This is a genomic window from Proteus sp. G4415, assembly GCF_963896075.1.
In the GTDB taxonomy this organism is placed as follows: Bacteria; Pseudomonadota; Gammaproteobacteria; order Enterobacterales; family Enterobacteriaceae; genus Proteus; species Proteus mirabilis.
Genome location: NZ_CAWQOK010000136.1, coordinates 12,041 through 28,237, shown reverse-complemented (window position 1 = coordinate 28,237; position 16,197 = coordinate 12,041). Strand labels below are relative to the sequence as shown.

At 37.9% G+C, this 16,197-nt stretch carries 13 protein-coding genes; 6 read left to right on the top strand and 7 right to left on the bottom strand.

Annotated features, from left to right (window positions below):
* The first annotated feature begins 491 nt into the window (after positions 1–491).
* From AACU95_RS14745 to AACU95_RS14730, 4 genes are all read left to right on the top strand, one after another.
* Positions 492–2,018: an L-lactate permease gene (locus AACU95_RS14745; RefSeq protein WP_004243961.1), complete on the top strand. Its 1,527-nt coding sequence runs from the start codon at positions 492–494 to the stop codon at positions 2,016–2,018.
* Positions 2,019–2,154: 136 nt separating this feature from the next.
* Positions 2,155–2,874, top strand: a complete 720-nt coding sequence (locus AACU95_RS14740; RefSeq protein ID WP_141192164.1) for a (Fe-S)-binding protein — start codon at positions 2,155–2,157, stop codon at positions 2,872–2,874.
* Positions 2,875–2,884: 10 nt separating this feature from the next.
* Complete coding sequence (locus AACU95_RS14735) at positions 2,885–4,306, top strand: LutB/LldF family L-lactate oxidation iron-sulfur protein (protein WP_141192165.1); 1,422 nt, start codon at positions 2,885–2,887, stop codon at positions 4,304–4,306.
* Position 4,307: 1 nt separating this feature from the next.
* A complete protein-coding gene (locus tag AACU95_RS14730) occupies positions 4,308–5,012 on the top strand; it encodes a LutC/YkgG family protein (RefSeq protein ID WP_004250409.1) in 705 nt (234 codons plus the stop codon).
* A 106-nt stretch (positions 5,013–5,118) separates the two neighbouring features.
* Here AACU95_RS14730 and umoC read toward each other — a convergent pair whose 3' ends face one another.
* Positions 5,119–5,532, bottom strand: coding sequence for a flagellar biogenesis regulator UmoC (gene umoC, locus AACU95_RS14725; RefSeq protein ID WP_004243968.1), 414 nt, complete (start codon positions 5,530–5,532; stop codon positions 5,119–5,121).
* Positions 5,533–5,988: 456 nt separating this feature from the next.
* Between umoC and AACU95_RS14720 the strand changes: the two genes are divergently transcribed.
* Positions 5,989–6,333 (top strand): DMT family protein, encoded by a 345-nt coding sequence (locus AACU95_RS14720; protein WP_004248496.1) that lies wholly within the window; start codon positions 5,989–5,991, stop codon positions 6,331–6,333.
* 387 nt (positions 6,334–6,720) lie between these two features.
* A complete protein-coding gene (locus AACU95_RS14715; protein WP_004243972.1) occupies positions 6,721–7,104 on the top strand; it encodes a YkgJ family cysteine cluster protein in 384 nt (127 codons plus the stop codon).
* Positions 7,105–7,571: 467 nt separating this feature from the next.
* Here AACU95_RS14715 and AACU95_RS14710 read toward each other — a convergent pair whose 3' ends face one another.
* The 6 genes from AACU95_RS14710 to AACU95_RS14685 form a co-directional block, all read right to left on the bottom strand.
* Complete coding sequence (locus tag AACU95_RS14710) at positions 7,572–8,225, bottom strand: DUF1287 domain-containing protein (RefSeq protein ID WP_049198785.1); 654 nt, start codon at positions 8,223–8,225, stop codon at positions 7,572–7,574.
* Between the two features lie 124 nt (positions 8,226–8,349).
* Entirely contained in the window at positions 8,350–9,516 is a 1,167-nt protein-coding gene (locus tag AACU95_RS14705; protein WP_004248501.1) for an MFS transporter, read from the bottom strand.
* 358 nt (positions 9,517–9,874) lie between these two features.
* On the bottom strand, positions 9,875–10,702 hold the full coding sequence (locus AACU95_RS14700; protein WP_017827160.1) for an alpha/beta hydrolase: 828 nt from the start codon (positions 10,700–10,702) through the stop codon (positions 9,875–9,877).
* A gap of 110 nt (positions 10,703–10,812) precedes the next feature.
* Positions 10,813–12,852, bottom strand: coding sequence for an IreA family TonB-dependent siderophore receptor (locus tag AACU95_RS14695; protein ID WP_004243977.1), 2,040 nt, complete (start codon positions 12,850–12,852; stop codon positions 10,813–10,815).
* A gap of 237 nt (positions 12,853–13,089) precedes the next feature.
* Entirely contained in the window at positions 13,090–14,724 is a 1,635-nt protein-coding gene (locus AACU95_RS14690; RefSeq protein ID WP_004243978.1) for a sodium/sugar symporter, read from the bottom strand.
* Between the two features lie 376 nt (positions 14,725–15,100).
* Positions 15,101–16,111 (bottom strand): substrate-binding domain-containing protein, encoded by a 1,011-nt coding sequence (locus tag AACU95_RS14685; protein ID WP_004243980.1) that lies wholly within the window; start codon positions 16,109–16,111, stop codon positions 15,101–15,103.
* Positions 16,112–16,197 lie beyond the last annotated feature (86 nt).

The following is a 16,197-nucleotide window of genomic DNA, read 5'->3' as shown; positions in this document are numbered from 1 at the left end:
TAGAAAAATTTATATTTTATAGGTGTCGAATGAGCCGGATACCAATAAAAAAAGCTAATTTAGGCTTTAATGTATCGAACAAGTTACCAGTATAAGTAATAAAAAACTCTATTTTTACTATCTAAAATCATCTTGATAACAATAACAATAAATTAATTACATTGATAAAAGTCAAAAAACAAGACAAATAATAACTAGTTAGTAACAAAAATAGATTTTTTTTATATTTGTCACACAATTGATTTTATTCTATTACATCTTTCTAAATTTTTCCTACAATAGCCCACAACCTAACCTGACAATAGTTTAAGTAACGAATGCTTATATTATTTCTTTAGGTAACTATCTTTTTTTCTTTATGATTTATCGTTTCAGCAAAATAGAAAACCATCAAACTAAGTGCCCTACACAAAACATAAATGACGAATGAATAGGTTTGCCGGTGCAGTGATAAACGATAAAAAATTGCAAACTTAAGGATAAAAATAATTATGTCAGACTATCTATCATTTTTACTGGGAATTGTTCCTTTAGCCGTTCTGATTTTTATGATTTTAAAAATGAAATCGGCCGTTCATCACGCTGTCCTCGTTTCGCTAATTATCACTGTGGCTCTCGCTATTTTTCATTGGAATAACACCCTACAATTTGCCTCTGTATCTGTACTTTATGGTGCGGTAAAGGGATTATGGCCGATTATTATCGTTATTCTGGCGGCTATTTACAGCTATAACCTAATGCTAAAAACAGGAGGAATGGAGGTATTAAAAGACGTATTAGCGGGGATCAGCGATGATAAACGCGTACAAGTTTTACTTATCTCTTGGTGTTTTGGCGGTTTTTTAGAAGCAGTTGCAGGTTATGGTACAGCAGTTGCTATTCCTATCGGTATTTTAATCGCACTAGGTTTTGATCCCTTTAAAGCAGCTGTCGCTTCACTAGTCGCAAATACGGTACCTACCGCATTTGGTGCCGTTGGTATTCCAGTGTCTATTTTGGCACAAAATACCGGCCTTGATGTATTGGTGTTAAGTAAAACCATTATTATCCAACTTGGTTTATTCAATATTCTATTACCTTTTGTCATTGTTGCTATTGCTGGTGGTGGTATTAAAGCCATTAAAGGTGTCGGCTTTATTACTTTAATGTGTGGGATCAGCACCTTAATCCCTCAATATATTGTCGCAGCTAATTTAGGTGCAGAATTACCTGCCTTTGCAGGAAGTCTAGTCAGTCTGATTGTGGTTATTTTCTTGGCTAAACGCATGAAAACAGGCCATGATAAAAGTAAACAGCCAACAAAACACTCAGCTAAAGAGCTATTAGTCGCTAGCTCTATCTATCTGTTTACTTTTATTTTTATCTTAGCCTGCTCTCCGCTATTCCCTACAATCCAAACCGCAGTAGGAACTATTGCAACTAAAATTCCTTTTGTATTAAGTGATACTCAAACTGAATATCAAACTATTGCTTGGTTAAGTACGCCTGGGGTATTGATTATTTTAGCGAGTTTTGTTGGTGGCACTATTCAAGGTGCAAGCCTTTCAACGCTCTTTTCTGTATTAGTAAAAACCACAATTCAATTAAAGAACTCCATTATTGCCATTATGGCTATTGTTGCGATGGCAACGGTAATGGATTTCAGTGGCATGATTGGTAGCATTGCGGAAACATTAGTTAACTTTACTGGCGCTGGATTTATCTTTATTGCCCCAGTCATTGGTGCACTAGGAACGTTTGTAACCGGAAGCGATACAAACTCTAACGTACTATTTGGCAAGCTTCAAACCAGTGCAGCGGCAAAACTCCATGTTGATCCCTTTATTCTCGCAGCGGCTAATACCTCTGGGGCGACTGGCGGTAAGATGATTTCACCACAAAGCATCGCGATCGCCGTTTCGGCGACCAAAATGGATGGGCAAAGCAGTGCCATTATGCGAGAAACATTAAAATATTGTATTGCCTATATCATCATTCTAGGTGCCAAAATCGGCATTATTTATCACCTAATGAATTAACTATACAAGATAAGTGATGGCTTATCTTGGCTATCACCTATCGCTTTGACATAACGAAAATAAAGAAAAATAACCAATAAGAATTTTATCTTAAATAAAAATGACAACATCTGAGCGATGTTTTGGAGTTCGGTGAATGAAAGTTAATTTTTATGCAACCTGTCTTGGTGATGTGCTAAAAGCAGATTCGGCACGAGATACCGTATTATTGCTCGAAAAATTAGGTTGCGAAGTATTATTTCAAGAGCGCCAGGGTTGCTGTGGTCAGCCAGCACTTAATAGCGGTTATGTTAATGATGCAAAACCCGCAATGAAATCATTAATTGAGACATTAGAAGTTAATGATTATCCGATTATTTCCCCTGCAGGCTCTTGCACTTATGCGATTAAAGGCTATCCCAGCTATCTTGCCGATGAGCCTCAATGGGCGCAGCGAGCCCAAGGTGTGGCCGATCGTTTAATTGATCTTACCAGCTTTATCGTCAACACCTTAGGTGTGGTTGATGTTGGCGCCCGCCTTGCGGGTAAAGCGGTTTATCACCCCTCTTGTAGTTTAACGCGAAAGTTAGGGGTTGTTAGTGAACCTTTAACCTTATTAAGACATGTTGAAGGACTCGAAATGTTACCTTTCGCCAATTCAGAAACTTGTTGTGGTTTTGGCGGCACCTTCTCAGTAAAAATGTCAGAAATTTCCGGTGAAATGGTCACTGAAAAAGTAAAACATATCATGGAAGTCAGCCCTGATTACGTCATTGGTGCAGATACCAGTTGTTTAATTAATATTCAAGGCCGTTTAAGTCGTGAAAAGCGTCCTGTCAAAGTGCTGCATATTGCACAAGTTTTAATGAGTCAATAAGGGGGCTGCAATGTCTATTAAAACCAGTAATATCGATTTTAGACCACGCTTAGCGCATGAAATGAATGATACCATTATGCGTAACGCCGTTGTTATGGCACAAGAGCGCATTGGAGCCAATCGCCAAATAATGGTAAAAGAGTTAGGTGATTGGGAAGCGTGGCGTGATCGCGCAGAACAAATCCGTAACCATGTTCTTGAAAACTTAGACGCTTATCTTTATCAATTATCAGAAAAAGTGACTGAAAACGGCGGTCATGTCTATTTTGCCAAAACGGCAGAAGATGCGACACGCTATATTTGTAACGTTGCCAAACAGAAAAATGCCAAGAAAATCGTTAAATCAAAATCGATGGTAACCGAAGAAATCGGTATGAACAAAGCCTTACAAAATGAAGGTATTGAGATTATCGAAACCGACCTTGGTGAATATATTCTGCAACTGGATAACGATCCCCCTTCTCATATTGTTGTACCGGCGATCCATAAAGATCGCTACCAAATACGTAAAGTGCTAAATGAAAAATTAGGTTATCAAGGTAGTGAAACCCCTGAAGATATGACCCTTTTTATCAGGCAACGTATTCGACAAGATTTTCTTTCTGCTGATATTGGAGTCACAGGTTGTAACTTTGCGGTTGCAGAAACGGGCTCTGTCTGTTTAGTAACTAACGAAGGTAATGCACGGATGACGACCACATTACCTAAAACCCATATTGCCGTTATGGGGATGGAACGTGTTGCGCCTACTTTTGAAGAAGTCGATCCACTGATCACGATGTTATGTCGTAGTGCGGTTGGCTCACGCCTAACCAGTTATAACACTTGGGTAACTGGACCTCGTGAAGCGGGTAATGTTGATGGCCCTGAAGAATTTCATTTAGTGATTGTCGATAATGGTCGCTCTGAAATTTTAGGCTCACAATTTAAAGATATTCTACGCTGTATCCGTTGTGGAGCCTGTCTAAACACCTGTCCTGCTTATCGTAATATCGGTGGTCATGCTTATGGCTCTATTTATCCCGGCCCTATCGGTGCGGTTATTTCGCCACTCTTAGGAGGCTATAAAGATTTTCATGACTTACCTTACGCCTGCTCATTATGCAATGCATGTAATGTGGTCTGTCCGGTCAAAATCCCTTTAGCACAATTGATCCTTAAACATCGTCGAGTCATGGCGGAAAGTGGTTTAACACCAAAAGCTGAGCGTCGTGTAACCGGTATGTTTAATTACATTAATGCGCACCCCACGCTTTGGAAAGTTGGCATGAATGTAGGGGCTAAGATGGCGGGCTTGATGATCAAAAATGGCTCAACTCCAATCAAGATTAGTGTACTCAATGATTGGATGGCATCACGTGCTCTCCCAAAACCCGATGGTTATAGTTTCCGTAGTTGGTTTAAGCGCCACAAAGCAGAAGGAAAAAAATAATATGTTAAACGAACAAAATCGTGCTGAGTTTCTGCAAACTATTGCTCAAAAATTAGGACGTGAGGTGACGCATACGCCAAAACCACAAGATCCCCCTATTAATAATTTAGCTAAAACACGCTTAACAAATTTAACCCAAGATGAATTATGCAAAGAATTTACTGATTTTGCACAAACCCAGCAAGTAAGATGCGTTATCACTAAACCAGAACAAGTGATAAATAGCTTAATAGCGCTTTGTGAAAGCTATGATTGTCAAGGTTCAGTGATAATAAGTGGTGATGAGCGCTTAAATGCACTTGGTGTAACACAAGCTATTAGTGAAAAATATGAAACTTATATTTGGGATCCTAAACTCGGTCATGAAAATATTATTCATGCTGAGCGCTCTCAAATAGGGATTGTCTTTGCGGAAGCGGGATTAACAGAATCTGGCGGGATTGTGCTGTTTTCTTCTCCGGAAAAAGGGCGTTCTGTCAGCCTGTTACCTGAAACCTCGATTGTTATTTTACGCAAAAGTGACATTTTACCGCGAGTGGCTCAACTTGCAGAGCGTTTACACAAAATGGCACAAGATGGGATCAGAATGCCTTCATGTATCAATTTAATTGGTGGTGCAAGCTCAACGGCTGATATTGAATTAATCAAAGTATGGGGAGTTCATGGCCCAGTTCATGCCGCTTATCTTATTATTGAAGATTGTTAGTTTAAACGAAACAATATAAAAACGATAACCAAATAACTTAACGTCATGGTCAACGGATTGACCCAAATACAAAACACCTTTTATACAGGTGTTTTGTATTTATGGCTTAATTAGTGAGTAATAATTTAGCTCGCCATTGATTTAATTTTATTTCACAAGCCAGCAGTACTTCATCAGCACCATTGCCCCCCATCATTAAAGCAGATTGACGTTGGCATTCACTACTTCTAAAAAGAATAAACTGCTCTTGTGAACTGACTAATGCATCAATAGCACTTTTAGCCGCGATAGAGTCACTATCTTCAAGGTCGCCTTTGCTTTTATTATAGATAACATTCAACTGCTCTTCAGATAATCTTAGTTCATCTAATAGACAAGCTTTAATGGTTGTTTGGCTTGCATCTGTTGACAACTCATAACATTTGGTCAGGGGATCGTGATTTACTTGAGCAAAGGAGGAAAAAGAGAGCAAACTCATTGTGAGTAAACTGTAAGAAATTAAAAGCGTACCTATCTTCACGTTGGCTCCCAATAATAAATTTTTTACTAAATTTGACTGTCAAATATAAGGTATTAAAGAATTAACACCACATCTATTAGTGCGAAAACACAAATTTAGGATATGTCGCATTAAGTGTAGAAAATAAATCTTAATAAGAAGTAAAACTATAATTAATAAGTCTTTAAATCTATCTATTTTATTAGTATTTTTTATAAAAAAAGGTGTTTTAATAATAATCTTAGTAAGCGTTATATTTATCTACTGAGAGGATAATATACAAAAAATCAGGTTTAGTGTTTTTTCTCGATTTAAGTCAATTTTTTTTGATCCTCTGAAGTTCTATTTTTAGCAATAGAAGCAAAAAAATAGACTTTTTTTACTTGATGTCAATAGCAAAACAAAGCGTTTTGCAGTAATCTCATCGCTGATTTTTTGCTACTTTCTCCCTTTAAAACCTCTGGTGGTATGACAAATATGTTGTATAAATTTACCCCCATTATTCTGCTGATAATTTCCAATATCTTTATGACTTTTGCTTGGTATGGCCATTTAAAATATGGTAACAAGCCGTTAATTATAGTGATCTTACTCAGTTGGTTAATCGCTTTTGTTGAATACTGTTTTGCAGTTCCTGCAAACCGTATCGGCCACAACTATTACAGCGCAGCCGAATTAAAAACCATTCAAGAAGTCATCACACTAACCATTTTTGCTGTTTTTTCGGTGACTTATTTAGGTGAAAGTTTCACACTTAACCACTTTATCGGTTTTATTTTAATTGGTGCGGGTGCGCTATTTATTTTTAAGGGGCCATTTTAAAGAATAAAAAATAGTTGCTGATAAAATAAATGAAAATTTTCAAAACCTCATTTCGAAATGAGGTTTTTTGTTTTGTAGAGCCCCGCCTCATCCGAACAAAAAACAATCAAAATAATTGATTGCAATTATTAAGCACTAACCAGTAATTCACGGCAAGATTAAGTTATATCATTCAATAAATTATCACATCCCATATTATGCACTGCATTAGTAGAAATTTGACTACAAAAAGCAAATATTGCTCTTGAAAAAATATTTTCATTCAGCGCATAATAGCTAGCTAAGAGAGGCATTGTTTCTCTTTCTTTCTTTGTTGCTTCTCTTAAGTGAAAACGATTTTCAAAAACTTCTTATATTACTTTAAGGTCAGATAAAACGGTATCTGGTATGAGCAAACATTCTAACGATTTTATTTATATGCAGGATAATCCCTGTATGCATTGTGGTGCATGTTGCGCCTATTTTAGAGTCTCTTTCTATTGGGCTGAAATGAAAAGTGGTGGTGGTGTTGTTCCTGACGAATTTACCGAACCCTTAACCCCTTTTCTATCATGTATGAAAGGAACTAATGAGAAACAACCACGCTGTGAAAAATTGATTGGTGAAGTTGGTGAATGCGTGAGTTGTGCAATTTATGAACAGAGACCATCCCCTTGCCGTGAGTTTGAACAATCTTGGGCTAATGGCGTAAAAAATGAAGCTTGCGATCGGGCAAGAGCCGCTTTTGGGCTTCCTCCTCTTCCTAATATTTCTCTACCGCATTCTGCGTAGAACATCAGAGGGGCTAGCCCCTCCTGAGTCTCTTTGATCACAATTTTGCACTTCTTTGCATAAAATAAAGAATTTTCACCAAAAATAGCATTATAAAATAATAGGTTAGTTTGACTTTATTTATAAATCATCTAGTATAGAGAGTAATCAATTAATAACGTGTATTTAGTGAGGTTTTTTATTTAAAAATAGCAATAAATTAGGAGGTCACTATGATCAGTAGCTCATTTTTCATTCTTTTCCTTTCCCTTATTTGTTCCGTTGCCGTTGTCAGTATGTTACTCGGTGGCTTAGAGGACTAATTATGAATATTTCTGATGAAAATATTCTCCCCCAGAAATAGACGCCCATACCAAAATAATTATTTTTAGTATGGGCGTCTATTAATATTATATTAATTAACTTTCTTTTTATTTTGCTATTACTCGTTATTAGTAAATATTTTTATATTCTATTTAAATCTAATTTTAATAACTGTAATGACCGGTTATTTTCCACGAAAATAAAACATCTTCAGCGACTTGTCCAAAACCAATATTATGCATCACTAAATAGCGCTGATTATCACTGCTTTTCTTGTCTATGACGAGACCAATATGAGGACGCCCATTATCTAAGCGCCAGCTAACAATATCACCAGGCAAGTAGTCTGACGCCTCTTTGCTAATAGGTTTCACCTTTCCCTTACGCGAGAAAAAAACTTCCAAATTGGGTACTCTGCGGTGATCAATATTAGTATCAGGTCGACTAAGTCCCCAGATACGTTTACTAGGGTAAAGTGCAAAATTGGCTTTGATATCTTCATGTAACAATTTTTGTAAATCAATGCCAATTCCTCGGTAACTACGAATAATCACATCACTACACACCCCATAATGAGCAGGCACATCACCATTAGGATAATTAATTTTACGGTAGGCTGGATCATAAATAACGGCTCTAGGTAGATCCGTTGCATAAGCCACCAGCTGTTTATTTTGTATCGGTGTTATCGCTTGGGAAACAGAAATGGGTAAGATAATCAGAGAGAGAAAGCTAAATATGAATATTTTCAAAGAATTATTTCCATGTTGTATCAATCGATGATAATTAAAATCATCTTTATTTAATGACTTTATCATTTGCTAAATAGTGGGGTAAAAATATGAGAAGGATCTTAATTAGCCATCACGCATCAATAAAAAAAACCGAGTTACTCTTAAAAGCAACTCGGTTGATATCAAAGAATGAAAGTGTTTAACGCAATTAGTTAAGCACAATATGGCTTTTGCGTCGTAAACTGGCAAATAACATATATACAGCTGTCGCTAATAACACGACAAAGAAAAAGTTCATAATGCCGTTACTTGCTTGTGACATAAACATACCTGCGCCTAATGGCCCCATTGCTGAACCCACGCTGTAACTTAATAACATCACCTGAGTAATTGCCACAATATAGCTCGCATTAACATGATCACAAGCTAATGTGATAGCAATAGGATAAAGTGCAAAAGATGACATTCCTAATAAAGCTAATGCAATAATTAACACCACATAGTCATTAGACAGATAAGTCATGCCCATCGCAAATACCCCAACTAAGCACATCATGGCTAATAATAGGGTTTTACTCATCATCACCGACAATTTGCTAATAATAGGCTGAACAACCATACCACCTAAAATAATTGCTGCCATCAACACCCCAATTTGGTCGGTGTTAAATTGTCCTTGATTTAAAGCCAATGGCATCATGCCATAAATACTCCCCATCACAACGCCAGAAACCATACAACCTACTAAAGAAGCTTTATTCAGCCGGCTAATCTGTTTAAGTGACAAACTTTTATGCTCGTGGCATTGGGGTTGTCCTTGTTTAAAAAACAAAGGAGGTAACACTGCAATTAATAGCAATGCCAATACCGCGATAAAAGGAATTGCCCCTTGCGTACCAATGGCACCAATAGCAAGCTGACCTAATGTTGTGCCACCATAAAGTGATGTCATATAAAAGCCCAAGCGTTTAGCTCGCTCTTTAGGATTATCACCAATTAATAACCATGATTCGACTACAACAAAGATACCCGCAACCGCCATACCACCGAAAAAGCGAGATACTAGCCATACCGATAAATAAGGTAACAGTGGCAAAATACTCACGGTGAATGCTAACAACAATAAAAACAGCACAAAAGAGAGCCTATGCCCTATTTTTGCAATAATAGGTTCGATCATCACTGAACCTATAAGTAATCCAATAAAGTAAATGCTTGCTAACCAGCTAGCATAAAAAGTATCAATACCAAAACTATCCATAGATAGTGGAATTAAACTCATTAAATAGCCTGATGCGATAGCAAATACCGTTAAACCCGCGACAGGTACTAATGTACTGTCACCTTTGCGTACCAAAGTAGTGTTCTGTTTCACTACCCTCGTCTCCACAATCAAAACGGTTAATCATGCGCTGTTTTCTCGAAGCCAGACATTGGCACTCCTTTCATCTAGAAAAGATGAAAGCAATAGTGATGAAAACAGTGGGTGGCGTCCCTAAGTTAGGGGTGCGTGAATATAGCTCGTTACTAAAAATAAATAAAATTATAAAATCTAATGCTAGCGAGTAATTTTATTTATCCTATCCGTTATTATCGTCCTTTCACGGTAAAAAAGTAGTCCTTGGCGCAAATTATTTTTTAAAATTGAGAATAATCTATAACCTTTGTGATAACAGCGCACAGAGCAGAATAGCGGCTATTTTATTAAATAAAACAGCCGTTAATAACAACGCTTATTCTGTACTTTGTTCTAAAGCGGTTTTGATTGCATCAGGGATTGAACTGCCATGTCCTTTCCCCGTAAAGAGGTAAAATTGGCATGTTTTGCCGGCATCAGTAAGATAATCACAGAGTTGTCGAGGAGTAAGCCAGCTACTACGCGTTTGATAGCGCAAGCGTTGCTCTTCGCTCATTTGAGAAAAATCAGGGGTTTCTTCTAATTCACCTAATGTAATGGTCACCGCAACATTATTGGGGATCTGTTGCCATTTATCTTGAGTGATCCACTCACCTTTTCCCCACCAAAGAGATGGGCTAGCAGCAATATAGCGTTGAAAAGCGTCTGGATGGTTAAATAATACATATAGCGTAAACACGCCACCAAAGGAGTGTCCAAATAGTGATTGCTCAGTAATAGTGATGTTTTCTTGCGCCATCTGTGCTAGTACATAGGGTTTTAATTGGCTTACCATAAACTGATAAAACTGTTCAACATTACCGCCTTTGGCAAAGGCTTCGCCATGTACTCTTGGGGTATAGTCGTGAGTTCTTTCCGCTATAAAATAGGCCTTTTCACCTACATAGCCTAGGCTTGCAATAACAGGTAATGGCTTTTTCGCTTGCGCTAGTGCTTCATTCACAATAAGTGGAAATTGTGCATTTCCATCAACACTATACAGCACTGTTGTCTTAGGCGTATTTTTGGGGATCGCAAGAAAAAAGCGATACTGCTTTCCTTGATGCTCAACCTCTTTTTCCATAATGTGATAATAGGTTGATACTTGTGGTGTGAGTTGAGGAACTTGTTGATTAGGTCTTGCTTGCACAATAGAAGATAACATTATCATTCCACATAACATTAGTATTCTCATCAATCAGATACTCTGTAAGTTATTATCAAATGATGGCAGTAAGCCCCATAATAAATGAGGCTTACCTTTACTGGGATAGATTAAAAACTATATTTGATATTTGCCCAATAACGACGGCCTTCATCAACGACCCAGTTCCCCCCTTTATCGTTGACCGCAGGACCCGTTTCATCGGTAATATTCAATACGGCTAAATTTAGCATGGTATTTTTATTAAAGTTATAGGTCATTCCTAAATCAAAGGTTGTATAACCACTACGATAACGAGCGCCAGTATAACCATTTCGTTGAGCCGCCCAAATTTGCTTACCAGTATAGGCAGTATTGGCATAGAAACTGGTAGCTTCATCGTATTGCCAATCAACACGCGCATTGGCGCTATGTTTTGGTGTCATATCCAATGGATAACCTTTTAATGATTCACCAGAGCCTAATTTTTCGTCATCACTTTTACGCTTAGAGTTGATATAAGTGTAATTAGCACTTACTCGCCAGTTATCAGCGACAGGGAATGCAACCGCGGTTTCAATCCCTTTAATATTAGCTTTACCCACATTATCATATTGGTACAGTTTTAATCCGGTAATAGGATCGATTTCACCGGTATCGTAGTTGGTAAGCTTATCTTTAAATTCTGTATTAAAGAAGGTCACATTGGCGGTAAAACCATCACCATTATCATAACCAACACCAATTTCTTGGCTAACCGAAGTTTCAGGTTTTAAGTCACGATTACCATACATAATCGCTCGCCCTTTTTCCGTTGATGTACCATATTGAGGGCTAATTTCTCGTAAACTCGGGGCTTTAAAGGCCTTAGCAATCCCTCCTTTTATGGTAAATTCGTCGGTTAAATGGTAAACCGCGTATGCTCTTGGGTTCCAGTGCTTACCATAGTATTCATGATCATCAAGACGTATTCCCCCAGTTAGGGCTAAATTATCTGTGACACTAAATTCATCTTCTAAAAATAACGCTTTTTGATCAGCGGTGATCGTAGATTGTTTGACCTCTTTACCACCGACTGAAGATTCGTCTTTTAAACGTGCATATTGGTATTGACCACCAAAAGTCATCACATTATCAGGAAGGAATGCGGTAAATTTAGCATCGAAAACAGTATTAGTGATTTCAGGGCGGCGATCTTCATAATATTTGTAGCTATTTCCTGTCGCTTTATCTACACCTTCCGTCTTTTGAACACGCTTGGTTTGCTCTTGATAAACACTTAACTCAGAGTGCAAAATATCAAACTGATTTTTATAAGTTAATGCCCAATGGTTACGGTCATTATTCGTTTCTAGCATTTTGTTTTTATCAAGACGTCCACCACGATTGGTAAATTCGCTCATCGATTTACCCGGTGTTGTCGTGCGTTGTAGCGAATTGCGTCCAGCTTCTAATAAAATGGTTTGGTTATCTGTAGGAGTAAAAGCTAATTTGGCCGTAATATTTTTATTATCGTTACGCCCTTGCCCATACGTAATTTTATCTTCTGCACGTAAGTAGCTACTACCATAAAGTTGTAAACCTAATTTATCTTCAATTAATGGGCCGGAAAGATAAAAATCACCATTGATAGAATCTCCCGCGTCACGGTTATGTTGCAATGTTCCCCCCATGGAAACTGCACCATGCCACTCTTTAGTAACAGGCTTAGTAATAATATTAATCACACCGCCCATCGCATCTGAGCCATAGAGTGATGACATTGGCCCACGTATTACCTCGATCCGTTCAATGGCATCCGCAGGAGGAATAAATCCACCTTCATATCCACCACTCCCATTAGGGCGTGATTCACGACTATTTTGACGTCTGCCATCAACCAAAATCAGTGTGTATTCTCCGGGTAAGCCACGAATAGTAATTTCTTGTTTATTTGCATTACCATTCACACTGACGCCTTCAACCCCTTTTACGGCATCAGCAAGATCGTGTATCGGTTTTTTCTCTAATTGTTCTTTGTTGATTACCGTAATGCTAGCGGGTGCATCTGTTTGTTGCTGTGCAAACCCTGAGGCTGATACAACTAATCGTTCTACTTTATCTTCTTGTGCATGTAGTGAATAAGAAGTCATTAAAATACAGGCTGTTAAAGCACTTATTTTAAATTTCATAACAAATCCCTGAAGTCAAATAATGGTTATAGTAATGAGAATGATTAATATTATCTTAATCAATTGACTGTGAGAATAATTTTCTTTTGCAATTTAGTGATATTTTTTAATCTGCATCAAAGCAATTTAGAGCAACAAAGATAAGAAGATTTGAATAGGCATTGAAGTGACAAAAAAAGCAGAGCTATTGGCTCTGCTTTTTTTTGTAATACATTGATAAATAAAATTAATTACTAATTACCAAAATACAGCATAAAGCACACAGAGGATGATCATAATGATATAAGAAGCAATATTGAACCCACTTTGGGTTTTAAATGTTGCATCAGTTAATACAATCGCCCCTACGCTATCATCACTTTTCGTTGAGGTTAAGCTGACCAAACCAATAACAACCGCGGTGAAAATAAAGGTATACATCATTTGGTCAAGGAATGGCATTCCTAGTGGCATTAATTTTAGGAATAAAGCAAAAGGAATTGAGAGTACAACCCCTATAATTGCCCCTTTGGCATTAGTTTTCTTCCAAAATAGTCCTAACAAGAATACAGCTAAGATACCAGGACTCACTAAACCTGTGTACTCTTGGATATATTGGAATGCCTGATCAATGCCCCCTAACAGTGGCGCAATAAAGCAAGCAATAATCAATGCAATCACCGCACTAATACGTCCCACATTAACTAAGCGGGTTTCTGAGGATTTTGGCCCAATATATTCTTTATAAATATCCATCGTGAAAATAGTCGCGATAGAGTTAAGCATGGAAGCTAAAGAAGAAACGATAGCTGCTGCCAGTGCTGCAAACACAACCCCTTTAGCCCCAATAGGTAAGAATTGTGTTAACCAAGGATAGGCTTTATCCGCTTGCGCTAAGGTTGGGATATGCTCCTGTGCCATTGTTCCTAATCCTGCCATCAGCGTAGGATCGGTTGTGATAACAAAAGCTGCGATCCCCGGCACAACAACTAAAATAGGCACAATCAGTTTTAAGAAAGCGGCAAACACTAAACCTTTTTGCGCTTCATTAATAGATTTAGCAGCTAAAGCACGCTGAATAATGTATTGGTTAAAGCCCCAGTAATAGAGGTTAGCAACCCATAGCCCACCGATTAGCACAGCAATTCCTGGCAAATTCATAAATTGTGGGTTTTCTTTTGCTAAGATCATTTTAAAGTGATCTGGCGCGGCGGCTGTCATCTTACTTAAGCCTTCCATTATTCCTCCATCACCACCGATATAGCTAACAGCAAGTACGGTCGTGAAAAGTCCACCGAGGATCAGGAAGAAAACTTGTACAACATCCGTCCATGCAACCGCTGAAAGTCCACCGTAAAGCGAGTAGATAACCGCAAATAGTGCCAGACCAATAATGGCATACATCATCGGCACACCAAGAATGGTTTCTAACGCCAATGATCCTAAATACAATACAGATGTTAAGTTAACGAAAATAAAGAGTGCTAACCAGAATACGGCGAGGATCGTCTTTAAATTACGACTTTTAAAACGATTCTCAACAAATTCAGGAATGGTATAAATGCCTTTTTCAATAAAAATAGGTAAAAAGTATTTAGCAACAATGATTAACGTCAATGCTGCCATCCATTCATAAGATGCAATAGCAAGACCTATCGAAAATCCTGAGCCAGACATACCAATGAATTGCTCAGCTGAGATATTAGCAGCAATAAGAGAAGAACCAATCGCCCACCAAGGCAGTGTTTTACCCGCGAGGAAGTAATCCTTTGTTCCTTTTTTAGCTCCATCTTTTGAACGAGAAACCCATAATCCAAGGCTAATAATAATGATGACATAGAGGGCAAAGATTGCATAATCTATTGTGCTTAATCCAACACCTTCTGTATGCATAATATTTTCCTTTCAGACCCATAGAGAGAAGAGAATATTAATGTAAACGTTTCCACTTGCTTTTTCCGTTACTCCGTTCACAATTTTATCGCCTATGTTAAAAATCGGATCGATAAAGCACATAACAAACGATTACCTTAACTAATAAATCAACAAAATTCGCTGATTTCACTTTATGCTCTTTTAATTGAGAAAAAAGTCATCGCTAAAAATAAACAAAATAGAGAGAGTTTGATAACGATTACAAGAAATAACCAGATAATAATAAGAATATTTTTAAGCGATAAAACAGATAAAAAAGGCGCTTAAACAAACTGTTATAAACTTCTGAGCCTAGCATCAGAAGTTTGTAACATGTTTAAAGTATAATGGATGATTAAGAAAGATGGCTTAAATTATAAACGGAGTTGCGCTGAACCAGAGTGGGTGAGTAAATACGCTGCTTTTGGGTTAGGACTTCCCCTTGAGAAAGCTTTAACGCTAATGTTGCTGCTTGCTCTGCCATCATATGTATCGGATAACGTACCGTGGTTAGTCGAGGATGAATATAACGAGCGATAAGTACATCATCAAAGCCAATCACTGAAATTTTTTCAGGAACAGGGATCTCATTTTCATCAAGCACCGATAATGCCCCAGCAGCCATAAAGTCGTTATAGGTGACCACTGCTGTAAAATCTATCGACTTGGTTAATAGACGCATCATCGCTTGCTCTCCCCCTTCGCCTTCTGGCTCGCCATATTCAACATAGCTTTCAGGCAAACTAATATTATAAGCCGCTAAAGCAGCTTTATATCCCGCAAGCCTTTGGCTGGTATCTTCAATATGGTGAGTGGATGAGATATAGGCGATTTGAGTATGGCCTTGACGAATAAGGTGTTCGGTAGCAATCCATGCCCCTTTATAGTTATCTAAGGCGACACAACGTTCCGCAATTTCTGGGATAAAACGGTTAATTAATACCATGCTATTAACTTCATTGGCATAAGCTAACAACTCTTCATCAGAAAGTGCCTTAGAGTGGATCACTAAACCATCACAACGGCTGTTGATCAAGAGTTCAATAGATTGGCGTTCATCTTGCGCATCATGGTAACCATTACACACCAGAATATGTTTTCCCGCTTTTCTGGCAATATTATCGACCGCTTTGACCAAGGTCCCAAAAAAGGGATCGGATACGTCATGCACCAAAACACCTAATGTTTGGGTACTTTGACTGACCAGCGCTCGCGCAGCAGCATTGGGGCGATAACCTAATTTTTGCATTGCCGAATTGACAATCTCTATCGATGCTCGGCTCGCTTTTGGTGAGTTATTAATGACCCGAGATACCGTAGCAACAGAAACACCCGCTTCTTTTGCCACATCCTTGATAGTTGCCATATCCACCTCATAAATAACTCTTATTCTGCATTAAAAACCTTGTGTCATTAATCGATGGCTAAGAAAAAGAGTAAGTTATAAAACAA